Genomic DNA, 21,312 nt, shown 5'->3' on the forward strand with positions numbered 1-21,312 from the left:
GCGTGCTCAGCTCTTTACTGGTTGTAGCCCTTGGCGGTTCGCTGGGAGCGGTCTCACGCTACTCCGTGGTCGTATTATCTCAGGCCCTGCTGGGAGCGCGCTTTCCTTATGGAACCCTGCTGGTCAACAGCATGGGCTCCTTTCTGGCGGGCCTGTTAATGATGTTGGTCATGGAGCGATTGACTGACAGTGAGCCATGGCGTTTGTTTTTGATGGTTGGATTTCTTGGGGCCTACACCACGTTTTCCAGCTTTTCCTGGGAAACCCTGATGATGTTTGAACAGGGCGAACAGCTGAAGGCCGCTTTGAATGTCATATTAAATAACGTGGCCGCCCTTGCTCTGGTGTTTATGGGCGTGCAAGTGGGACGATGGATTGGAGGATAGCCAGGATGCAGGTAAAAGTTGTGCGAATTTATTTGAGTGAAGACTCGCCTCTGTTAAATACAATTTTTGATTATTTATACGAACAGAAAATCAAGGGAGCAACCTTGTTTCGTGGTACAAAGGGATTTGGTCACTCGCGCATCATGAGAGAAACAAGGCTCATGGACATGCATTTTAATCTCCCAGTCACGATTGAATTTTGCGATGAACCGGCCATTGTTGATGGCGTTCTGCGCCATTTTTCCGGGGAGCTGGAGCCCGGGCGTGTATTGTCCTGGCTTGCAGACGTCGCCGACAGTCTTTAGAACAATCGAGGTAAGTATGTTAGACCCCCAATTAGTGCGTGAAAAGCCCCATTATGTTGCTGAGCAGCTGGCTCTGCGTGGCAGCCATTTCGATGCCGATGCCTTTGTGCGCCTTGAAGAACAGCGTAAATCGTTGCAGGTAGCCACTCAGGCCTTACAAAATGAACGTAACCAGCGCTCCAAGGCGATTGGGCTGGCAAAGGCGCAGGGCCAGGATATCGCTCCTCTGCTGGAAGAGGTTAATTCCCTGGGGCACGAGCTTGAACAAAAAAAGCTTGAGCTGGATGCCTTGCTGTCGCAGATTGACGACATGATGCTGGCCCTGCCTAATCTGCCGCATCACAGTGTTCCCGAAGGGCGGGATGAATCAGCCAATGTCGAAGTTCGCCGCTGGGGAACACCGCCTGTGTTTTCGTTTGCACCACGCCCGCATGATGAACTGGGCGAGGCACTGGGGCAGATGGATTTTGCCACTGCGGTTAAAATCGCCGGCAGCCGGTTTGTGGTGATGAAGCAGGGCCTGGCCAGAATGCATCGTGCGCTGATCCAGTTTATGCTGAACACGCATACGCAGGAACACGGCTATGAGGAAATTTATGTTCCCTATCTGGTGAATGCCGACAGTCTGCATGGAACGGGTCAATTACCCAGATTTGAAAGTGATTTATTTAAACTGAGCGGCGAGCATGCTTATTATTTGACAGCAACAGCTGAAATCCCCGTGACCAATACCGTGCGCGATACCATCCTGGATGAGTCAGCCTTACCCATTCGTTACACCTGTCATTCACCCTGTTTTCGCAGCGAGGCTGGTTCCTACGGACGTGATACCAAAGGGATGATTCGTCAGCACCAGTTTGAAAAGGTTGAATTGGTCTGGATCACCACGCCCGAGTCGTCTTATGAGGCCCTGGAGCAATTAACCGGACACGCTGAGCGTATTTTGCAGGCTCTGGAGCTCCCGTATCGGGTGATGTCGCTGTGCAAAGGTGATATGGGGCGCAGCGCTGCCAAAACCTACGATCTGGAAGTATGGCTGCCCAGCCAGGATACCTACCGTGAAATTTCTTCCTGCTCCAATACGGAAGCGTATCAGGCGCGACGTATGAAGGCTCGCTATCGTCATCCGGAAACCAGGGAAACGGTTCTGGTTCATACCCTGAATGGCTCAGGTCTGGCGGTCGGCCGTACCCTGGTGGCGATAATGGAGAACTATCAGGATGAACATGGCAACATCCGGGTTCCGACGGTGCTGCAGCCTTACATGGGCGGGCTTAAGGTAATTAGCGCCTGAGGCCTGGTTTGGTCCTGGCCTGGCGTAGCCCGGATTAGGCGAAGCCGTAATCCGGGACTTGCACTACAACCCCAGCCAGCGGATAAAGCGATTGCTGGCCGTGAGCTTCACCGGTGCTTTTTTATCAAAATAAACGGTATAGCTTCGGTATGAGTTTTTACCATCGGGTGTGGACGCGTTGGTGCTGATATTTTGTATTTTCCCCATATCGACTATGTGCATCTTAGTTTCATAATATCCGTGGCTCATGACGATAAGGGGAATAACAAAAAATACATCGTTCAAATTGCCTTTGTTCTCTTCACGACTCAGGCTGGCAAACTCGTTGACGCTCAGAGCGATGTATTCCTGTTGTTCAATCTGTCTTCTGAGCATGCGTGTCAACGGTGCTTTGGTTTTGAATACCTGCTCGTAGCGATCAGCACTCATCACCGCAATCGGTTCATTTTCTTCCCGACGATTATTTTTATTCAGGTCAGCGAACAGAATCTCATCGCGTAACTCATTTTCCTGAACGTTGGGCAGAGTTGGAATATCCGGACTGGTGGCCTGTCGTACCGGTGGCTGGATATCGCAGGTCAGGAATTTTGACTTCACAAACCAGGCGTCACTGGGATAATAGACGACCATCAGTGAATTGTTTTTGATGGTATTGATGATGGGCTCGTACAAAGTCAGCGGCAGAGCAGGGCAGCCCCAGCTTCGACCGGCGCGGCCGTATTTTTTTATAAACTGCTCGTCTACATACCAGCCGCCATGCATGACGACGGCACGATTGGAGGCGTTGTCGTTAAAGCTTCTGTCCAGACCGGACAGGCGCAGGGACAGGCCCTCGCGCCCGTAATAGGACTTTTCTGTTTTGTAAACACCGATGCTGCTGGCTTTGCTGTCGTAGGTGTTGGAAAAATAGGTCGAGAGCAGCTCTCCCGACTTAATGCCATGCGACACGTAAGTATTATACAGAAGCCTGTTGGCTTTTAAGTCGAATACCCACAAGCGTTTTTCGCTGGATGGTAAAGAGTAATCGATAACCGTGAGAATTGTATTACGATCAACATTGTATTCGTTGGCGCATTTCAGACTGGTGACAACCTTATCAATTACCGATGTGTTAAGCGTGGGGGCCTCTTTATGCAGCATGGCCCGCAACTCACTCAGAGCCTGATGGCTGATTTTCGGGTAATGATAACCGGTGCGCGCGAACAAGGTGATGTTATTTATGATGTTACCATCATTGTCCGGAGCAGGTGCCTCAATGCTCAGTGCCGGTTGAGAAAAACAAGCCGATGCGACAGCTAATGCCCATAGCAGATTCTTTCTCATGGTCGGTTCCTAGTGTTGTTTTTTTAGTCCCTGTGTATTAACTATAGCTTAAAACAGGAAGGATGCGCGTTCGATAATAATCTATTGATTTTATATTCAGATTCCTGTTTTATATAAAAGGGAATTTCATCTGACATAAGGAATGTGTATGGATATAGTAAATGTGATTATTCAGCTGATCAGCGGCGTGTTTGGTGGTAATGCAGCGGGTTCAGCCATGAAAGACAAGAGTCTGGGGGCCGTAGGTAATTCTATTATCGGTCTTCTGGGTGGTGGACTGGGTGGTTTTATTCTCCAGCTGATTCAGGGAACGGCCGCTGCCGGTGCAACAAATTTCAATATTGAATCCATTATTGCCAGCGTTATCAGCGGTGGTGCTGGTGGTGGCGTGCTGACTGCGATTATTGCCTTTATTAAAAGCGCCATGAAAAAATAACCGTGTTTATGCTTATTCAAAATCGATCCCTGCGGATCGATTTTTTTTGCCTGAAAATTTAAAAATGAATATCAATTCATTGTAAAATCTAATAAATTATCAGCTTGTATTATCCAGTAAGGAAAGCAGATGAGAGCATGGTATGCGGGGTTAGGCCTTGCAGGGTTGTTGGTTTCCATCACCAGTGGCGCTGGCAGCATGGGTGCTGTTCAGGAGGAGCCGCCTCAGATTAATACCAGCAGTTGCGGTAAGTTAATCACCCTTAGCTTCGGGCCAGCCTGGTACAACCAGGGTTCAGATGTGGTCAGAACCTTTCGCTTTCCCAACGAGCTTACTTTCGTTCCAAAGGATGTGTCTGGTGTGGTCGGAAGCAGTGAACTCTTTTTTGCCCTAAGCAGACCGCTGGATAATCACGTTTCCGGCCAACTCGGAATAGCCATCGGATATAACGGCAATGCCCGACAGGAAGGAACGCTGTTTATCGGCGAACCGCCGTTCCTGGCATCTGGCTATTCATATCAGGTCAGCAATGCCCGCGTCGCCCTGAAAGGTAAGCTGGTCGCTGACTGGGGTTATGTTGTGCAACCTTATTTCAGTGCCAGCGCCGGTGTAGGGTTCAACCGTTCCTGGAATTATGGTTATGATGTGCCTTCTTCGGCATTTCTGCCTTTACCGGATATACGACCCTGGCTGGCTGATAATACCACTGTAGGCTTCAGCTACACCGCTGGCCTGGGTGTGCAGGCCAATCTTAGTGCAAACTGGCAGGCGGGTGCCGGCTATGAATTTACAGACTGGGGAAAGACCAATTTCAGTCGGTTGCGGGTACAGCAGGTCAATCGCCTGACACGCTATCTGTATACCAGTAATTTCTATACCAATGCCTTGCAGCTCAGCGTAACCTATAAATTTACTGACGCACCAAACTACGGTTAGGACAACATGCCACATATCACTCTGGAATACAGCAGCAACGTCAGGCAACCGGTCGATCTGCGACCGCTGTTTGACGATATTCACCAATTATTGACCCGTGAACTGCCGACACAGCTGTCGAGCTGTAAAAGCCGGGCCTTGCCCTGTGAACAATACCTGCTTGGCGCGGGAGAACCGAATGTGGCTTTCGCTCATTTGCATATCAAGATAATGGCAGGGCGCTCGACCGAGAAAAAAACGTATCTGGGGCATGTATTGCTCGAAATGATGAATCAGTTCTTTCGCCTCGATGCGGCACATCTGGATCTGCAGTTATCCGTCGAAATTGAGGATCTTGATCCATTCTATTTTAAAAAACAGGCCAATGTTGAGTAGCCTATAATTTCAGGGTGGCAGGGTGCTATGAATCAGGATGAAAAGCGAAGTGTCGTTGCGGGGTTATACGGTAATGCTCTCGAATGGTACGATTTTATGCTGTACGCCAGCTTCGCGCCTCTCTTTGCCCGTTATTTCTTTCCCCTGCATGTGCCTTTTCTGTCTCTGCTGGCTACGTTTGCGGTATTTGCCATCGGTTTTCTGGTGCGCCCTCTGGGTGGAGCCCTGCTCGGCCAGTACGCAGATCGTTCCGGGCGGCGCAGGGCGCTGATTGTTTCGGTTTCTGTCATGAGCCTGTCTACTCTGGGGATTGCTCTGTTGCCTGGCTATGATACCGCAGGTATCGTCGCACCAGTTTTGTTTGTGTCCTTACGCCTGATTCAAGGGTTGGCTGTGGGAGGGGAATTACCCGGATCAGCCACGTTTTTGATAGAACACATGCCTTCAGACAAGCGGGGGTTTGCTGGCAGTCTGGTGCTAAGCACGGCATTCATGGGTATTTTTTTCGGCTCATTTGTCGCCTCGATTTTAAGTCATTTTTTCAACGATGACTATCTGCTCAGCTGGGGATGGCGCTGGGCGTATCTCGCGGGCGCGGCGCTGGGTGCATATGGTATTTATCTGCGCATTCACAGTGTTGAATCATCGGTATTTCTAAAAGAAAAAACAGGGACGGATTTGCCGGTTAAAATGCTGTTTTCATCGCATAAAATCAACCTGCTCCTGGCCGTCGTGTTTACGAGTATCATGGCCATAGGTAACTATATTCTGGTCGCTTATGTCACGACCTTTCTGGTGAAGTCAGAAGGTTTTCCCTTAAGAGATGTTCTGACTGTCAACTTTCTGGCTCTGCTGTTGATGACCATCGGCATACCGTTTATGGGTCTGCTGTCCGATAGAGTGGGGCGAAAGCGGGTGTTCCTGGCCGGTCTGTCAGGCCTGATACTGGGTATTTTTCCTATATTTTACCTGTTGATCAGCCATAACTGGTGGCATGTCCTGTGGGCTGAGCTACTGCTTGGTCTGCTGCTGTCCCCGATTAATGCGACTGTACCGACCCTGCTGGCTGAAATGTTTCCAACAGCTGTCCGCGCCAGCGGTGTTTCCATGGGCTACAACATAGGCCAGGCTGTTTTTGGTGGTACGGTGCCCCTGGTTGCTCTGACTCTGGTGGAATACACAGGAAACAGGATGTCACCCGCCTGGTATATTTTAGCGGTATCGCTCGTCGTTATTACGCTGGCGTTTTCCTTACAGAAACACTGGCAAAAAAGTTTAATATAATTCTTAATGAGAATAATTATTATTATCAACAGGCTAGGTGTCTTTTGGTTCTAAAATAAAACATTGTGATCTAATTTTCTCTCTTGCTATCTGTCGACATTTTCATGAAAATCGATCGGCTAATCGTTCGATAGTCATCTGTATCATTAATATTGGGGTGTTTTGTGACAAAAGAGGAAATTCTGGCTGAACTGAAATCGATCAACGATCTGGAGTTCGCGATCGAAAAACGCATGCGCGAGGGAACGACAGCTGTCAAGGATTCTGATGGGGTGGAGCTGACCAAAAAAGCTATTGATAAGCGTGTCAGGGTACTTGCCCGTGACCTAATGGCACGTTATCCCGATGCCAACCCGCTGCTGGTTACCGTGTTAGATGGTGCCTTACCCTTTGCAGCTGATATGCACAACGCTCTCAGTCGCCGGGGCTACTCATTTAACTTCTCGAGCATAACAGCCAGTAGTTACGGGGCCAGTATGAGCTCGTCTGGTTGTGATGTGCTTATTGGCGCCATGCCAAAGATGCCGGTTGCGGGTCGAACAGTTATCATTGTTGATGAAGTATACGATACGGGTAAAACCTGTGCAGCGATCCGAGATAAATTTACTCAGGCTGGAGCAATTGGTGTCGCGGTGCTGGTGCTGATCGATAAAAAACAGCCCCGACCAGAGTGGGGCGATCCGGAGTTCGCCGGTTTTCAGATTGATCCCAGGCCGTTTATCGTGGGTAAAGGGCTCGACTATGCTGGAATGCTGCGCAATGAGCCCTCAATACGGGCCGTTGACGTAAGCACCCTGCCTACGCCAGAGGAACAGCTGATCCGAGCAAGAAAACAAGACCTTATTAATGCGCTCCAAATGTTGAAACGCAATGAACCCATTCCCACCATCAAGGCAAGAACGTCGCCGCGTTTCTCCCTTAGTGGTTCAGTTGGTTCATCGTCGACACGTTTGCCACATACTGGTTCATCTGGTTCGTCCTCGCCTCGCACGCCGTCTGGACCCTCTCCCCATATCTCCGGCTTTTTTTCAAACCCGGATTCGCCTGGGTTTGCCGATGCTTTCAGCGGTCTTTTGTTCGGACCCGGCCAGGAATCAAAAGGCCCTGGGGTCTGAAGGAGACAGGGCTGTAGCAGGACAAACCTATCCCAGTGGTTGTTATTTGCAGGATCTGACTGAACCGCGACCGTCAGGAAGCGGAAGTTTTATGATCCTGCTCTGCAGAAAGCTCCACAGGATGCGAACCTGGAATTTCCGCTTCCTGACGGTCGCGGTTCGGATCCCGGGAGCCATGCAAATAAATAGCCCAACTGAGATGACAGTGATACCATTTATCGAGCCGGGATTGGCAGACAAGGATATTGATTGATGTAAGGATGCGGTGCTCCCATGAAAGAGGAAACAAATGGATTTGTGTTACTGGTGGCGGTCATTGCCGGTTTTGGTGGTTTTTTGTTTGGTTACGACTCCAGTGTCGTGGCTGATATGAAGGATCAGGTGATGCAGCAGCTGTCCCTGACCGATTGGCAGTGGTCCAAAATCGTCAGTTTCAGTCTGCTCGGTGCGGTGTTTGGCATTCCGCTGAGCGGCATGATTTCCGATCGCCTGAGCCGGCGTACGCTGTTGATTCTGGTGGCCCTGGGCTTTATCGCCGGCACAGCCCTGTGCGCGCTGGCCAATGATCTTAATACCCTGCTCTGGGCACGTGTCCTGATTGGTGTCTGTATGGGCATCGCATCGTATGTTACTCCACTGTTTATCGCAGAAATTGCGCCCCCCGCAAAACGAGGTGCGCTGCTCCTGATCAACGGTCTTGCCATTACATTTGGACAGGCCATAGCCTTTTTATCCGGTTATTTTTTACACGACACGGCCGCATCGAGCTGGCGCCTTTTACTCTGGATAGGGATTTTGCCTGCCCTGATTTTATTTTTTGGTATGTTTTGGGCGCCTCATTCGCCACGATGGATATTGCAACGTTACGGCGAAGACGCAGCGCTGCGTGTTTTAAAACGCATACGTGCCAGCAACGCAGATGTTATGGCGGAGATGGCGGAAATCACCAGCCTGCCGGTCGCTCAAACGTCCTGGCGACAGCTGTTCAAAGTACCGGTTGTATTTGTTTTGCTGGTCGGGATGGGCCTGGGTGTTTTCCAGCAGTTTTCTGGCATCAGCGCCATCATGTACTACGGCCCGGTTATTTTTAAATCTGCCGGTTTTGCTTCCATGAAAAACGCGATTCTGGCGACGTTTGGTATGGGGCTTATCAATTTTGCCGCCACCGCCTTTACCCTGTTAACGGTGGATCGTTTCGGCCGTCGCGCGCTGCTGTTACACGGAACCTTTATTGCGGCACTGGGCCTGTTTGCTGTCGCGGCGCTGTTTTACTGGAACGTCCCCAATCTGCCTTTATCCGTCTTTATGGGTTTGTCCTGTTATGTCATCGGCTATTGCATCAGCGTGGGTTCTCTGTTCTGGGTAATTGTTTCTGAAATTTACCCCATGCACGTACGCGGTCTGGCCATGAGCATGGCCACGGTGACCCTGTGGGGCGCAAATTTCCTGGTTTCTATCTCATTTCTTGAACTCTATCAGACCGCGGGCGAAAGTCTGTCCTTCATGATATTTGGTGGGATCTGTCTGCTGGCCTGTGCTTTTGTGTACCGATTCGTACCGGAAACCATGGGCGTATCTCTCGAAAAAATTGAAGACAATCTGGCGGCTGGATTACGCATGCGCGATCTTGGGCGGGTGATTGACACCCGGCGACATAAAAAACAACGAATACTCACACTGGAAGAACCATCATGACTCAAAACAAGGCAAGTAACAGATGTCGCATCGGAGTAATCGGTGCGGGACGAATTGGTAAACTGCATGCGGAAAACATTAAATACCGTCTGCCGCAGTTTGAACTGCTGGCCATAAGCGATCCGCAACTGGATCGGGACTGGGCTGGCTCTTTATCAATTCCCTTCACATCTGCTGACGCAGATACCCTGATTCAGCATCCTGATCTGGATGCCCTGTTGATTGCCTCGCCTTCCGGCTGGCATATTGAGCAGATCAAGGCTGCCAGCGAGGCTGGGAAAGCCATTTTCTGTGAAAAGCCTCTCGGACTTAAAGAAAGTGAGTGTCTGGAGGCTCTGCGAGTGGTTGACGCGAATGGAAGTCTGCTGCAACTGGGATTTAACCGCCGTTTTGATCCGGGTATTGCGTCGCTGCAGGCACGGGTACAGAAAGGGGAAATCGGTACGCCGCAGATCGTGCGCATTACCTCGCGGGATCCTGCCTGCCCGCCAAAAGGCTATGGTGCTACATCGGGCGGCTTGTTTATGGATATGAGTATCCACGATTTTGACATGGCGCGCTTTGTGACGGCCTCAGAGGTGGTAGAAGTGTACGCCAGCGGTGCGGTGTTGATCGATCCGGATTTTGAAACATGGAACGACGTTGACACAGCAATTATTCAACTGCGATTTGCCAGCGGCGCTCTCGGTGTTATCGATAACAGCCGTCAGGCCGTTTATGGCTACGATCAGCGCGTGGAAGTGTTTGGCTCAGAAGGCATGCTGCTGGCCGATAACCAGGTTGAAAACCGGGTAACACATTACACCCGCGAGCATTCCCGGCAGGCCAAACCCCTGTATTTTTTCCTCGAACGCTATCAACAGGCATTCACAGCGGAACTGAGCGCATTTTATGATGCCTGGGCAAATAAAAAAGCCAGCCCTGTTTCCGGCTGGGATGCCCTGCAGGCCATGCGAATTGCCATGGCCGCACAACAGTCACTGCAGACGAATGCTCCGGTTCGTCTGACAGATATCCAGTCATCGTGAGGAGTCTCAGGATGAGTACAAAAACCATAGACTATGATGCCCGGCGCCCGATTGATCTTATCTGCATGGGGCGCGTGGCCGTCGATTTATATGCTGAACAGATTGGCGCAAGTCTGGCGGATGCACAGAGCTTTCGTAAATACCTTGGTGGCTGCGCCGGTAATATTGCCGTTGGCAGTGCACGTCTTGGCCTGAGCAGCATGATGTTTTCCTGCGTCGGTGCGGATGAGATGGGGCGTTTTTTAAAGAAAACCCTGCACGCGGAAGGCGTTGCCACCGATCTGCTGTTTGAAAGCGCTGAACATTTAACCGGTCTGGTGCTGCTCGGTGTTAAACCGCCTCATGAATTTCCCCTGATGTTTTATCGCCGTGACTGCGCTGACATGCAGTTGAAGGCGGAGCAGGTAGACGCAGCGTGGATGGCCCAGGCCAAAGCCTTATTGATTACTGGTACGGCATTATCAACCGACAGTATGCGCACTGCCACCTGGCAGGCGGTACGGGTGGCCCGGGAAAATGGTACGGCCGTGGTGTTTGATCTGGATTATCGACCTGTTTTATGGGGGCTGACCACGGCGGGTAATGGGGAAGCGCGTTACATCAGAGCTCAAGAGGTCTCTGCGGTCTACCAGGAGATTCTTGCTCAGTGTGATTTGATTGTAGGCACGGAAGAAGAAATTGCGCTGGCGGGCGGCCATGACGCGCTGCCGGACGCGCTGGCAGCGCTGCGTCGGCATACCCAGGCCAGCATCGTGGTCAAACTGGGCGAGAAGGGCTGCCAGGTGCATTCAGTTGATCGACGTGCGCCAATTGATTCCGAACCGTTCCCCGTTGAGGTGTTGAACGTACTTGGAGCCGGAGATGCGTTCATGTCTGGCTTGCTGCGCGGCCTGCTGCGCGGTGAATCCTGGCAGCAGGCCTGTCGTTTTGCCAATGCCTGTGGCGCGCTGGTGGTGACCCGACATGGCTGTGCTCCGGCCATGCCTTTCTGGGATGAGCTGCGTTATTTTATGCAGGAATATCCGGCTGATCCGCTCGTCTGGAAGCGCCTCGGATCCGGGCTGCAACGCCCACAGACGGCTGTTATTAAGCAGGATGGTCCCTTTCCGGATGGCCTGACAAGAATCGTGGACAAAGACGCGGTGGCTCATCCTACGGGTATGAATTTCTCTGCGGTAAAGCTGCGCATGGGCGAACAGTTTGTCACTAATGTGGATCTTGAGTTTGCGGCTTTACTGATGACTGGCCGGGTGCGTTTTCATTTTGCCGGGCAGTGCGTTGAAGCCGAGCGGGTGGATTATTTTGCTCAGGCACCGCTGGTGCTGCACTGTCCAAGGGCTACGCCAGCGCGTATTGAGGCCTTGAGCGATTGTGAAGTTCTGCTGATTGAAACCGAGAACGATCAGGATTTCGAACCCATGTTTTTTGATGAGTCCAATATGCTGGAGCTGGATCATCGTGGTCAGGAACTGCTTGAAAATACCTCCTACCGCATCGTGAGAACCGTGTTTGACAAGCGTAATCGGCCAGAGTCGAATCTGGTGGTGGGGGAGATCATTACTTTTCAGGGGCGCTGGTCAAGCTACCCGCCGCATTACCATTCTCAGCCAGAGATTTATCATTATCGTTTCTCTGAGCCGCAGGGCTTTGCCTTTGGTGAGAATGGCCAGGAGCCGGTGCGTATTGAGCATAATGACACCTATCAGATAGCTGAAGGTCAGGAGCACGCCCACTGTACTGCTCCCGGTTATGCGCTATACACACTCTGGTTTATTCGCCATGAGCCGGATAATCCCTACATCATGCCGACTTTTCGTCCGGAACATGAGTGGACACGGCAGCCATCATCCAGGCATCGTGTATGGAAACAGGAGAGTCGGGTATGAACACGGTCCGCTTAAGCATGGCGCAGGCTCTACTGCGCTTTATGGCCAGTCAATACGTTGTCATGGATGGGGTTGAGCATCGTTTTGTGCAGGGTGTATTCGGTATTTTTGGTCACGGCAATGTCACCGGCCTTGGTGAGGCGCTGGAGTATGATGCGCATGGTTTAACCTATTATCAGGGGCATAATGAGCAGGGCATGGCTCATGCAGCAACGGCTTATGCCAGGCAAAAAAACCGCCTTGGGATCCTGGCCTGCACCTCATCGATAGGGCCTGGAGCAACCAATATGATCACGGCTGCGGCTACCGCCACGACCAACCGCATTCCTTTGCTGCTCCTGCCGGGCGATATATTTGCATCGCGCCAGCCGGACCCTGTTTTGCAGCAGTTGGAGGTAACGCATGATTATACGCTGTCAGTGAATGATTGCTTCAAGCCAGTAAGCAGGTACTGGGACAGAATTTCCCGTCCCGAGCAATTAATGACGGCCTGTCTGAACGCGTTTCGAGTGCTGACTGATCCGGCTGAAACCGGAGCGGTAACCCTGTGTCTGCCCCAGGACGTGCAATCGGAATCCTTTGATTATCCGCTGTCATTTTTTGCCAGACGACTCTGGCATATTGAGCGAGAGCCGGTATCAGAGAGAGCGATTAACGAGGCGCTGGCTTTACTTACGCAGGCGAAAAAGCCGTTAATCATCGCTGGTGGTGGCGTGCATTATTCCCTGGCCTGCGATGAGCTGGCTGCCTTCTCGCTGAAGCACGATATTCCGGTGGTTGAAACTCAGGCTGGTAAGAGCGCCCTGCCTTTTACTCATCCCATGAACCTCGGAGGGCTCGGCGTAACGGGATCGGCAGCTGCCAATATCGTCGCCGCTGAAGCGGATGTGATACTGGTGCTTGGTTCGCGTCTTCAGGACTTTACAACCTCGTCCAAATGGGGCTTTCAGCACAAGGCCTGTCGGCTGATTCATTTGAATGTGAGCCGATTTGATGGCCTGAAAATGGACGGCCTGCTATTGAAAGGGGATGCGCGATGTGGCCTGGCGCAGTTATCGCAGGCACTGGATACCTACCAAAGCCCGCCAGAGTATCGCAGTCAGGTTCGTCAGGTGCGCAGTGAGTGGCATCAGGAGCTCGCGCGTGTGTGTCATCAGCCGGAAGAAGCGCAGGCTGGTCTGCATCAAACCGCGGTTCTGGGTGAGCTGAATCGCTGCGTTCGCGAGGAGGATGTGATCGTTGCCGCAGCCGGCAGTCTTCCCGGTGACCTGCATCGCCTCTGGCAATCGAAAGCGGCCAAGGACTATCATCTGGAATACGCGTATTCCTGTATGGGTTACGAAGTGGCTGCAGGTCTTGGTGTGCGCCTGGCCAAGGCTGACGCACCCGGTGAAGTGTACGTTCTGGTCGGGGATGGCAGTTTTATCATGATGCACTCGGAATTACTGACCAGCATTCAGGAACGGAAAAAAATAACAGTGCTGGTGTTTGATAATCATGGCTATCAATGCATTCGCAATCTGCAGGAATCCAACGGCAGCCAGGGCTTCGGTAACGAGTTCCGTTATCGAGACGCCGTGACAAAGCGTTTGACCGGGCCGTATCTTCCCATCGATTTTTGCCAGTATGCCGCGGCTCTGGGCGCCAAAACCTTTTACGTTGATCGTTATGAGGCGATCGCATCGGTCATGGAGCAGGCAAAAGCTGAAACGGAATCCTGTGTGATCGTGTTGCCGGTACTGCCCAAAACCATGAGCCAGGGTTATCACAGCTGGTGGCGGGTCGCGGTGACAGACGTGTCGCAGTCCCAGGACGTTCGGGCCGCTTATCAAAAAATGAGCGAACAGCTGGAAAAAACAAGAGCATATTAGGGTGATTATATGAATATGAAACTGGGTATCGCACCGATCAACTGGTGCAACGACGACGATCCTTCCCTGGGCGCGGATATCAGCTTTGAGCAGTGTATCAGCGAGATGGCTCAGGCGGGTTATGTGGGTACAGAAATGGGTAATAAATACCCACGTAACACGCCGCAACTGCAGCGGTCGCTGGCTGACTCCGGACTGCAACTGTCCAGCGCCTGGTTCAGTACGTATTTCTCAGAGCCGGACAGATACCAGGAAACCCTGTCCCGCTTTCTGGATCATTTGAGTTTTATGCGTGCGATGGGCGCCTGCTACATTAATATTTGTGAGTGCGGCCATGCGATACAGGGCACGGAACTGCCCATCCTGGGTTTTGACAAACCGCAGTTCAATCAGCAGCAATGGGGGGCTGTGAACCGTGGCCTGCATGCTATTGGCCGGATAGCTCATGATCACCATATGCAGCTGGTCTATCATTATCACGCAGGTACGGGGGTGTTCACGGAAGCTGAAATTGATTTTTTGATGAACAACACCTGTCCGGATTTGCTGTCTTTGCTGCTCGACACGGGGCATGCTGCCTTCGCAGACATTGATCCGCTCGATTTGATTCAAAAGTACGGTCAGCGTATTCGTTATGTGCATTTGAAAGACGTCAGACCAGAGGTGTTGCGTGAGGTGAGCCGCCATAGCATGAATTTCATGGACGCTGTGAGGGCAGGGGTGTTTACGGTTCCTGGCGATGGCTGTCTGGATTTCGTTTCGGTGTTGGGTGCCTTGCGGAATGCCGGTTATCAAGGCTGGTTAATCGTCGAAGCCGAGCAGGATCCTGCCAAAGCCATTCCGCTCGTGTATGCAAAAAAAGCATACGAACATTTGAATGGGATTATGGCGGCCTGGTAAGAAATATTACCCGAACAGAAACCTGCGCTCTGTGCGCAGGTTTCTGTTCGGGTGATATTTATTCATCAAAACCCTTCCAGAACCACTTTACCCAGCGAGCGTCCACCTTCGATTTGCTGATGAGCCCGGCGCAGATTTTCTGCGTTGATGGTCCCCATCGTTTCATTCAGAGTGGTTTTGATTTTTCCGCTGTCCACCATATCGGCCACCCGGGTTAAAATATGATGCTGTTCAATCATGTCTGGTGTGTGAAACATCGAGCGGGTGTACATCATCTCCCAATGTATGGAGATGCTTTTGAGCTTGAAAAGTTTGAAATCCATGCTGACCGGATCATCAATCAGGGCGAATCTGCCCTGCGGTTTGAGACATTTAACCAGCTCCTCCGCATGCTGATCACTGTGTGTCAGGCTGATGACGTAATCCACTTCCTTAATGCCATGTGCCTGCAGCTGTTCCAGCATCGGGGCGTTATGATCGATAACCAGGTCCGCGCCGTTGTCTCTGACCCATTGCTGTGACTCTGGACGTGAAGCGGTGCCAATGATCTTAAGAGACGTGAGCTGTCTGGCCAGTTGCACCAGAATGGAGCCCACACCACCCGCAGCACCGGTTATCAGCAGGGTCGAGTGTTCAGTGCGGTTGATTTGCAGTCTGTCAAATAAGAGTTCCCAGGCGGTCAGGGTGGTCAGGGGCAGGGCGGCCGCTTCGGCGTCTGTCAGGCTTTTGGGTTTCAGCCCGACGATGCGCTCATCGACCAGATGGAATTGGCTGTTGCAGCCGGGGCGGGTCAGATCGCCAGCATACCAGATCTTGTCACCGGGTTTAAACAGACTGACCTTGTCACCCGTTTCGCGGACGATGCCAACCGCATCCCATCCCAGTATTTTCATTTGATCCGCTTCAGGACTGACCCGGGAGCGGATTTTGCAATCGACCGGGTTCACGGCAACAGCGCTGATTTCAACCAGTAAGTCGTGTCCATGAGCTTCTGGTTTTGGCAGGATAACATCAGTAAGAACATCAATATCGCCGGCTTTTTGATAGGCAATGGCTTTCATGGGGAATCCTGAGTGATAGAAAAAATGACATGCCCCGCCCAAGCGGAGCATGTTGAAAAGACAAGATTATTTGTTGCGCATGGCAAAAGCAAGGAAAATATAAGTCCAGCCGTCAACCAGCAGTTCGATAGCGATAAACAGGCCAATCACCCACAAACCGCTCCATGGCCAGTGTGCCAGGATAATGATACCCAGAACGATAGCGGTCAAACCAGCCAGCAGCAGCCAGAACCATCCGCCCACATGACGCAGCGAGAAGGCCATCATGAGACGTGCCACACCAATAATGATTAATACCCAGGCAATCATGGCGGTTATCATGGTCGATGCCAGTATCGGATCGTAAATGACGAGGCCGCCAGCCACAATGTAGAGCAGGGCTATCAGCGCATGCCAGATCATGGCTTTCCATTCCTTGCACTGTGACAGGTCAAAGAGCTGCGACACACCGGCGATCACCAGCAGAACGCCAAGGAACATGACGCTGACGAGCGTTAGCCCAACGACCATGCCCATGCCAATTCCACCGAGGATAACAAACAAAATGCCCAGACCGAGCAACCACGTCCAGCTGCGTTTCAGGTTGGCAGGTGCCAACTCCATTTCAATCTTTGTGTTTTCCATGTTATTTCCTTATTTATGAACAAATAGCACAGGATGTTTCCCTTATAACTATAGTATAGATTGTGGTGAAAAAGGTATTTTTTTGCGGTTGGGCTGGCTCCCGGATTACGCTTCGCTAATCCGGGCCACATAAATTAATTGTCCATATTCAAATTGACTCTATCCGAAAATCCTGGCTCACATTATTTGCACCTGGGCTCAAATTCAAATAATGATTTTATCGCCAGACCCCGTCCACCAGAAACACGCTCGTTTTTCTGGTGGTACTATTTTGAATTGAGGGATTAATATACATTTTTGTTAAAATCGATGACATATAACTTAAAATACGATATTATTGCTCAATTTAAGGGCGTTTTATGAAAAGCAAACTGGAAGAAACAAAGGCGGGTGAATTACCATTTGATGGCGATAACCATCAACCTATACAGCAAGGGGCGACTTCTCAGGGTTTACCTGGCTCATCAACTGATTCATTTTTTGCGCAATCACGTTTCGCATCTCAATTGCCAGTATTATTCAATACAAACGACTCAATCAATACAACCAGCGCGGTAGCCATCAAGCGCCCCACTTTGGCCGAATGTTTTGATCGAAATAGAGGAAATCGCGTATCAAGGGAATCGATAAGACGTGCTGTGGAATCTGGCTCACTGGCTGCTGTACAGGAAATTGTTGAAATGGGAGCCGATGTTTTTCCAGAAAATTCATATTATCAAATGGGTAACAATGAACCTATACGAATAGCGGTTGAGAAAGGTTATTTGGACATTGCAGAGTATCTCCTCAGTCAAGGCTCCATATCCAATAACTCAAAATGTGTGGGAAGTTTAACCTTTGGGAATCTGCGGTACAGATGCTGGCTGGAAGATTTGGCTGCAAAAGATCAGTTGGACATGATGGAATTGCTTATTAAATATGGGGCGGATGTAGGTGGAGCATTACAAACAGCAGGCAATGCTTTTCATATCACCATGGAGGATAGTAAACGGCTATTAGCCGACTCTTCTTTAACACAAGTTCAAAAAGACAAACTCAATCAAATTAGATTGGAAGCGAAACAGCATTATCAAAAAGTTTACAGGATTTTATTTGATTACGCACAAGGATGCGGATTCACCAATAAAAAATCTATAACTTTACCTTTTCCATATCTGCGTTATATAGATATTTCCGGATTTAATTTCATTGGTGTATCTATCGATGGGGTACCGGTTACCAAAGAAAAATTAAGGCAGTCAGGCTGTACAGGTGCTGACAATGCCCTGGTTACATTGGATGACCTGGCCCGGCTTGAGGATATTGGAAGACGTGAAAAATTGGAAAACAGATTAAAAGCTGCCATGAACAGGGAAGGACAATTAATTTCTGATGATGGAGTTGTTAATTTGGTGCCACTTTTTTATGCTGCAAAATCAGGCGATGTTCCGGTCGTCCAAACGCGTTTGATGGCAGGTGCAAATCCTAATCTGCATCCCTATGGCAAATATTCACCCATTTATTATGCTGCTCAAAACGGGCATCATGAATTGGTCACGATGCTTGCCTTGCATCCCGAAATCAAGGACGAAGATGTGATGGAAGCACTTAATCGCGCGAAAGAGAAAAAACAGGTGGAAATAGCAGAATTTCTCAGTTCCAGGCTAGGTACTGAAGCACGTGGAGAAGGGGGAAATACCCCCTTGTTGAATGCAGTTCGTCACTCTGATCTTGCTGATGTGATACGGCTGCTTGCCAGAGGCGCTGATGTCAATGCAGAGAATAACGCATATGAAACTCCACTTGTATGGGCTTTGAAAAAGAGTATCTTTGATAATACAGAAGATAAAATTCAGATTTTAAAACTTTTATTGGATAATCAGGCAAAAATAAAGAAGGATGATATAAAAGAAGCTGCAAAGAGTAGTGATCCCATGGTGTTTTCATTGGTTGTTGAAGCGGCTAAAAAGCAAAATCCAAACTGGCAGGAGTTGATATCCAGTGATATTTTGTTTTCAATTCTTGACAGTAACAGGCAATGTATAGCAAAACTGGAGATACTCAAATCCAACGGCATCCGTTTTGATTGCCAGAATCCGAAGGGTAATTCTTTATTGCATAAGTCGCTCAAATTATTAATTGCAGCCGCTGCAGATGTTGTTTATACCAACTTGAAAGAGTTTAATTCATTTCCACAAAACATTTTAGAGACAACTACAAATAAATATATGTTAAGGAAACAATCCTCCTTTTATGAGAGATTGCAATTAGTTGATTATTTGTCAGATGAGGGGCTAAGGCCTTCGCAAATCAATTCACGGAATCAGGATTGTTTATCACTCTTGTTCACGCATAGATTTCACTTCTTGCCAGTTACGGTGTTAGACAAATTATTCGATAATTTTATCAAGGACCGCACTGACGATAGAAATGAATCTTTGGGAGCTTTGCTAAATTCTACTTACACGCAATTGAAAGGTAAAATTCAGGGTGAGCTTGGAGAGATTCGATCTAGCTATAGACACTTTGATAGGAGAAGCGCCAGGGCTCTGGAGCAAGAGCTCACTGTTCTCAATAGGGCTTATCAGCATCTGGATCACTTATGTAAAGAGGCAGGTCAAAAAATGCAGAGCGAAATTTGAATGAATCCAACAGGCACAGGCTGGGCTGTTAAGCCCGGCAACCTAGTGCCTTATCAATATTCAATCTTTGGGTAGGGTGGGCAAAGGAGCGACAGCGACGTGCCCACCGGGCATTGGCACTGCGCACAACCATGGTGGGCACGTCGCTGTCGCTCCTTTGCCCACCCTACCCCTGTATTTAATCTTGACGAGGCACTAGATCGAAAACAGCACAAAAATCAGTTATAACTTCCATTATATCCATGCTTGTGCTGGCCTGACCTAATTGAGGATGGTAAATAAACCAAAAACGGCCAGTGCATAGATGATCAGGACTAACAGCGAATCAATGCCCAGATTAAAGAACTGACGTTGTGGCCGGAAGATCAGGCCGCAGATATAAATGACGGTGAGCAGGGCGCCCAGGCTGGCCAGGTAAATATCGGTGTTTTGTGCCATAGGTAAAACTGATTGGCCATATAACAGGGTCGCAGGGAGGAACAGAACGGGCAGGAAGGCATTGCCTCCAAAAATGTCGCTTAATGCGAGCGTATAATCGCCCATGCGCACGGCCGCCATGCCGGTTGATATTTCCGGCAGGGCGGTGATGGCCGCGAGTATGGTTGAGCCGAAGAGAATACCGCTCCAGCCGATATGTGCGGCAATCAGGCTTCCCGTTACCTCCAGGGTAAGTCCGGCAAGCAGGGTGATCAATGCTGCCAGGCAAAACACCAGTACAGATTTTGTTGTACTCCATTGCTGATATTTTTTTTTAACCGGTGGGTGTATATGGGGAGCCCGGCCCTGTTCGTGCCAGGGCAGCCCGCTGCGTGCCTTGTTAATCAGATAAAGTCCAACGAGCCAGGTAATGACAATAAGAAGATCGCCGGGGCCTATGTGCGCATAAACCAGCGATTGCGGCAATTGGGCTCCCATGATGGTAATCAGCAGCACACAGATAACCAGCAGGCCTTCAAGAACAATCTGCAATGAGGCCGCCTGACAGGTCAGGGACGCCCTTGAACCGAGTCCAAAGCCATCCAGAAGAACCAATACAACGGTTTGGATAGCAATGCCACCAAGAATATTACCGATGGCTATGCCGGGCTGCTGTTTCACAGAGGCACTGACCACAATGGCTATTTCAGGCAGATTGGTGGCAATGGCAAGGAATATTAATCCACCGAGAGCCTCTCCCAGTTTGAATCGCGTACTGATGACGTCGGTAGAATCCGACAAATAAATACCGGCCGCCCAGACGGCAATGGCGGCCAGCAGGAAAAATGCAATTAATGCGCTCACAGACAGAGAAGCCAACGTCATTCTTCTTCGACGATAATCACATTAAATTTGGTGGATGCCTGACCACAGCCATTTTTCGCTGTCACAATCACGTCAAAGGTATCTTTCTCCGCCGCACTGATCACCAGTTCGCCCATACGGGAACTGATGGCCAGTTCATTTTTCTTTTGGTGGGGGTTGGCCGATACCGAAAACTCGAGCTGTGGACCGCCAAAGGTTCCGGCAGTTGGGAAATGCGCCATGTCGTATAGGTTGATTTTTCTGTTTTCCAGCGTTTTCAGGACAACCGGCTTATCGATAGGGCACTCCAGATTAATACCATCGGCATGAAGGCTGCTCGAGCAGCCCAGCGCCAGGAGGGCGGCAGAAAGTGTTTTATAATATGACATAAGCGTTCCCTTGCTGGTTGAATTTATCGAGGCACGACCGCGGCGGTCATTCGTGACACGCAGGTCTGTTTGCCTTCATCATTAAAGATATCGATTTGCCAGATTTGCGTGGTGCGGCCAAGGTGAATCGGGCGGGTGACTGCGGTCAGCATACCTTCGCGCACGGGGCGGATATGGTTGGCATTAATTTCCAGCCCGACACAATAAAACCTGCTGCTGTCTACCACCGCATTGGCGGCCGTACTGGCCAGGGTTTCTGCGAGCACGACGTTGGCTCCGCCATGAACGATGCCCAACGGCTGTTTGCTGCGGGCACTGGCCGGCATGGTGGCTGTGATAGTGTCGTCACCCACGTCGGTAAAACGAATGTCGAGAAAGTCAGACAGTGTGTTTTTACCGCGTTGTGTTAATTCATCGGGCGTAAAAGACTTAAACCAGATACTCATGTTTGAATCTCTTGTTGTCATGGAAATTTAACGATAGCACATCGCTGTGCGTTTGC

Annotated in this window: 20 protein-coding genes; 14 read left to right on the forward strand and 6 right to left on the reverse strand. The window is 50.1% G+C overall.

The window, feature by feature from the left end; genetic code table 11:
- Positions 1 to 2 precede the first annotated feature (2 nt).
- From crcB to serS, 3 genes are read left to right on the forward strand one after another with little or no spacing between them, the layout of a single operon-like run.
- Complete coding sequence (crcB, locus tag ACQUTA_RS00740) at positions 3 to 386, forward strand: fluoride efflux transporter CrcB (RefSeq protein WP_444986243.1); 384 nt, start codon at positions 3 to 5, stop codon at positions 384 to 386.
- A gap of 5 nt (positions 387 to 391) precedes the next feature.
- Positions 392 to 691 (forward strand): DUF190 domain-containing protein, encoded by a 300-nt coding sequence (locus ACQUTA_RS00745; RefSeq protein WP_444986245.1) that lies wholly within the window; start codon positions 392 to 394, stop codon positions 689 to 691.
- Positions 692 to 707: 16 nt separating this feature from the next.
- Entirely contained in the window at positions 708 to 1,985 is a 1,278-nt protein-coding gene (gene serS / locus ACQUTA_RS00750) for a serine--tRNA ligase (protein ID WP_444986247.1), read from the forward strand.
- A gap of 63 nt (positions 1,986 to 2,048) precedes the next feature.
- Here serS and ACQUTA_RS00755 read toward each other — a convergent pair whose 3' ends face one another.
- A complete protein-coding gene (locus ACQUTA_RS00755; protein ID WP_444986249.1) occupies positions 2,049 to 3,308 on the reverse strand; it encodes a murein L,D-transpeptidase catalytic domain family protein in 1,260 nt (419 codons plus the stop codon).
- A 148-nt stretch (positions 3,309 to 3,456) separates the two neighbouring features.
- Here ACQUTA_RS00755 and ACQUTA_RS00760 point away from each other — a divergent pair, with 148 nt between their 5' ends.
- The 10 genes from ACQUTA_RS00760 (at position 3,457) to iolE (ending at position 14,834) form a co-directional block, all read left to right on the forward strand.
- Positions 3,457 to 3,744 (forward strand): hypothetical protein, encoded by a 288-nt coding sequence (locus ACQUTA_RS00760; protein WP_444986251.1) that lies wholly within the window; start codon positions 3,457 to 3,459, stop codon positions 3,742 to 3,744.
- Positions 3,745 to 3,873: 129 nt separating this feature from the next.
- Positions 3,874 to 4,680 (forward strand): outer membrane protein, encoded by an 807-nt coding sequence (locus ACQUTA_RS00765; protein WP_444986253.1) that lies wholly within the window; start codon positions 3,874 to 3,876, stop codon positions 4,678 to 4,680.
- Positions 4,681 to 4,686: 6 nt separating this feature from the next.
- Complete coding sequence (locus tag ACQUTA_RS00770) at positions 4,687 to 5,055, forward strand: 5-carboxymethyl-2-hydroxymuconate Delta-isomerase (protein WP_444986255.1); 369 nt, start codon at positions 4,687 to 4,689, stop codon at positions 5,053 to 5,055.
- A 27-nt stretch (positions 5,056 to 5,082) separates the two neighbouring features.
- The gene (locus ACQUTA_RS00775; RefSeq protein ID WP_444986256.1) at positions 5,083 to 6,339 is read left to right on the forward strand and encodes an MFS transporter; all 1,257 of its coding nucleotides are present in this window, start codon (positions 5,083 to 5,085) and stop codon (positions 6,337 to 6,339) included.
- Positions 6,340 to 6,503: 164 nt separating this feature from the next.
- Positions 6,504 to 7,454, forward strand: coding sequence for a phosphoribosyltransferase (locus ACQUTA_RS00780; RefSeq protein WP_444986258.1), 951 nt, complete (start codon positions 6,504 to 6,506; stop codon positions 7,452 to 7,454).
- A 273-nt stretch (positions 7,455 to 7,727) separates the two neighbouring features.
- Positions 7,728 to 9,149, forward strand: a complete 1,422-nt coding sequence (locus tag ACQUTA_RS00785; RefSeq protein WP_444986259.1) for a sugar porter family MFS transporter — start codon at positions 7,728 to 7,730, stop codon at positions 9,147 to 9,149.
- Positions 9,146 to 10,177 carry an inositol 2-dehydrogenase gene (iolG, locus tag ACQUTA_RS00790; protein WP_444986261.1) on the forward strand — a complete coding sequence of 344 codons (1,032 nt, stop codon included), beginning with the start codon at positions 9,146 to 9,148 and terminating at the stop codon, positions 10,175 to 10,177. The genes ACQUTA_RS00785 and iolG overlap by 4 nt, the downstream gene beginning before the upstream one ends.
- A gap of 11 nt (positions 10,178 to 10,188) precedes the next feature.
- The gene (gene iolC / locus ACQUTA_RS00795) at positions 10,189 to 12,063 is read left to right on the forward strand and encodes a 5-dehydro-2-deoxygluconokinase (RefSeq protein WP_444986263.1); all 1,875 of its coding nucleotides are present in this window, start codon (positions 10,189 to 10,191) and stop codon (positions 12,061 to 12,063) included.
- The gene (gene iolD / locus ACQUTA_RS00800) at positions 12,060 to 13,934 is read left to right on the forward strand and encodes a 3D-(3,5/4)-trihydroxycyclohexane-1,2-dione acylhydrolase (decyclizing) (RefSeq protein WP_444986264.1); all 1,875 of its coding nucleotides are present in this window, start codon (positions 12,060 to 12,062) and stop codon (positions 13,932 to 13,934) included. The genes iolC and iolD overlap by 4 nt, the downstream gene beginning before the upstream one ends.
- Positions 13,935 to 13,943: 9 nt before the next feature.
- Complete coding sequence (gene iolE / locus ACQUTA_RS00805) at positions 13,944 to 14,834, forward strand: myo-inosose-2 dehydratase (protein WP_444986266.1); 891 nt, start codon at positions 13,944 to 13,946, stop codon at positions 14,832 to 14,834.
- A 65-nt stretch (positions 14,835 to 14,899) separates the two neighbouring features.
- Here the strand turns inward: iolE and ACQUTA_RS00810 are convergent, their stop codons facing one another.
- A complete protein-coding gene (locus tag ACQUTA_RS00810; RefSeq protein WP_444986268.1) occupies positions 14,900 to 15,895 on the reverse strand; it encodes a zinc-binding alcohol dehydrogenase family protein in 996 nt (331 codons plus the stop codon).
- Between the two features lie 66 nt (positions 15,896 to 15,961).
- A complete protein-coding gene (locus tag ACQUTA_RS00815; RefSeq protein ID WP_444986269.1) occupies positions 15,962 to 16,519 on the reverse strand; it encodes an HdeD family acid-resistance protein in 558 nt (185 codons plus the stop codon).
- A 359-nt stretch (positions 16,520 to 16,878) separates the two neighbouring features.
- On the opposite strand from ACQUTA_RS00815, the gene ACQUTA_RS00820 reads away from it, so the two are divergent.
- A complete protein-coding gene (locus ACQUTA_RS00820) occupies positions 16,879 to 19,140 on the forward strand; it encodes an ankyrin repeat domain-containing protein (protein ID WP_444986271.1) in 2,262 nt (753 codons plus the stop codon).
- 261 nt (positions 19,141 to 19,401) lie between these two features.
- Here the strand turns inward: ACQUTA_RS00820 and ACQUTA_RS00825 are convergent, their stop codons facing one another.
- From ACQUTA_RS00825 to ACQUTA_RS00835, 3 genes are read right to left on the reverse strand one after another with little or no spacing between them, the layout of a single operon-like run.
- Positions 19,402 to 20,442 (reverse strand): sodium:calcium antiporter, encoded by a 1,041-nt coding sequence (locus tag ACQUTA_RS00825; protein WP_444986273.1) that lies wholly within the window; start codon positions 20,440 to 20,442, stop codon positions 19,402 to 19,404.
- Positions 20,439 to 20,810, reverse strand: a complete 372-nt coding sequence (locus tag ACQUTA_RS00830) for a hypothetical protein (RefSeq protein WP_444986275.1) — start codon at positions 20,808 to 20,810, stop codon at positions 20,439 to 20,441. The genes ACQUTA_RS00825 and ACQUTA_RS00830 overlap by 4 nt, the downstream gene beginning before the upstream one ends.
- Positions 20,811 to 20,833: 23 nt before the next feature.
- Positions 20,834 to 21,256, reverse strand: coding sequence for a hotdog fold thioesterase (locus ACQUTA_RS00835; protein WP_444986276.1), 423 nt, complete (start codon positions 21,254 to 21,256; stop codon positions 20,834 to 20,836).
- Between the last annotated feature and the right edge of the window lie 56 nt (positions 21,257 to 21,312).

Source organism: Legionella navarrensis (assembly GCF_052527415.1).

Excerpts from the sequence above, each read along its gene's own strand:
- ACQUTA_RS00745 (WP_444986245.1), top strand. The coding sequence starts at position 392 with ATGCAGGTAAAAGTTGTGCGAATTTATTTGAGTGAAGACTCGCCTCTG.
- serS (WP_444986247.1), top strand. The coding sequence starts at position 708 with ATGTTAGACCCCCAATTAGTGCGTGAAAAGCCCCATTATGTTGCTGAG.
- ACQUTA_RS00755 (WP_444986249.1), bottom strand. The coding sequence starts at position 3,308 with ATGAGAAAGAATCTGCTATGGGCATTAGCTGTCGCATCGGCTTGTTTT.
- ACQUTA_RS00760 (WP_444986251.1), top strand. The coding sequence starts at position 3,457 with ATGGATATAGTAAATGTGATTATTCAGCTGATCAGCGGCGTGTTTGGT.
- ACQUTA_RS00765 (WP_444986253.1), top strand. The coding sequence starts at position 3,874 with ATGAGAGCATGGTATGCGGGGTTAGGCCTTGCAGGGTTGTTGGTTTCC.
- ACQUTA_RS00770 (WP_444986255.1), top strand. The coding sequence starts at position 4,687 with ATGCCACATATCACTCTGGAATACAGCAGCAACGTCAGGCAACCGGTC.
- ACQUTA_RS00775 (WP_444986256.1), top strand. The coding sequence starts at position 5,083 with ATGAATCAGGATGAAAAGCGAAGTGTCGTTGCGGGGTTATACGGTAAT.
- ACQUTA_RS00785 (WP_444986259.1), top strand. The coding sequence starts at position 7,728 with ATGAAAGAGGAAACAAATGGATTTGTGTTACTGGTGGCGGTCATTGCC.
- iolG (WP_444986261.1), top strand. The coding sequence starts at position 9,146 with ATGACTCAAAACAAGGCAAGTAACAGATGTCGCATCGGAGTAATCGGT.
- iolC (WP_444986263.1), top strand. The coding sequence starts at position 10,189 with ATGAGTACAAAAACCATAGACTATGATGCCCGGCGCCCGATTGATCTT.
- iolD (WP_444986264.1), top strand. The coding sequence starts at position 12,060 with ATGAACACGGTCCGCTTAAGCATGGCGCAGGCTCTACTGCGCTTTATG.
- iolE (WP_444986266.1), top strand. The coding sequence starts at position 13,944 with ATGAATATGAAACTGGGTATCGCACCGATCAACTGGTGCAACGACGAC.
- ACQUTA_RS00810 (WP_444986268.1), bottom strand. The coding sequence starts at position 15,895 with ATGAAAGCCATTGCCTATCAAAAAGCCGGCGATATTGATGTTCTTACT.
- ACQUTA_RS00815 (WP_444986269.1), bottom strand. The coding sequence starts at position 16,519 with ATGGAAAACACAAAGATTGAAATGGAGTTGGCACCTGCCAACCTGAAA.
- ACQUTA_RS00820 (WP_444986271.1), top strand. The coding sequence starts at position 16,879 with ATGAAAAGCAAACTGGAAGAAACAAAGGCGGGTGAATTACCATTTGAT.
- ACQUTA_RS00825 (WP_444986273.1), bottom strand. The coding sequence starts at position 20,442 with ATGACGTTGGCTTCTCTGTCTGTGAGCGCATTAATTGCATTTTTCCTG.
- ACQUTA_RS00830 (WP_444986275.1), bottom strand. The coding sequence starts at position 20,810 with ATGTCATATTATAAAACACTTTCTGCCGCCCTCCTGGCGCTGGGCTGC.
- ACQUTA_RS00835 (WP_444986276.1), bottom strand. The coding sequence starts at position 21,256 with ATGAGTATCTGGTTTAAGTCTTTTACGCCCGATGAATTAACACAACGC.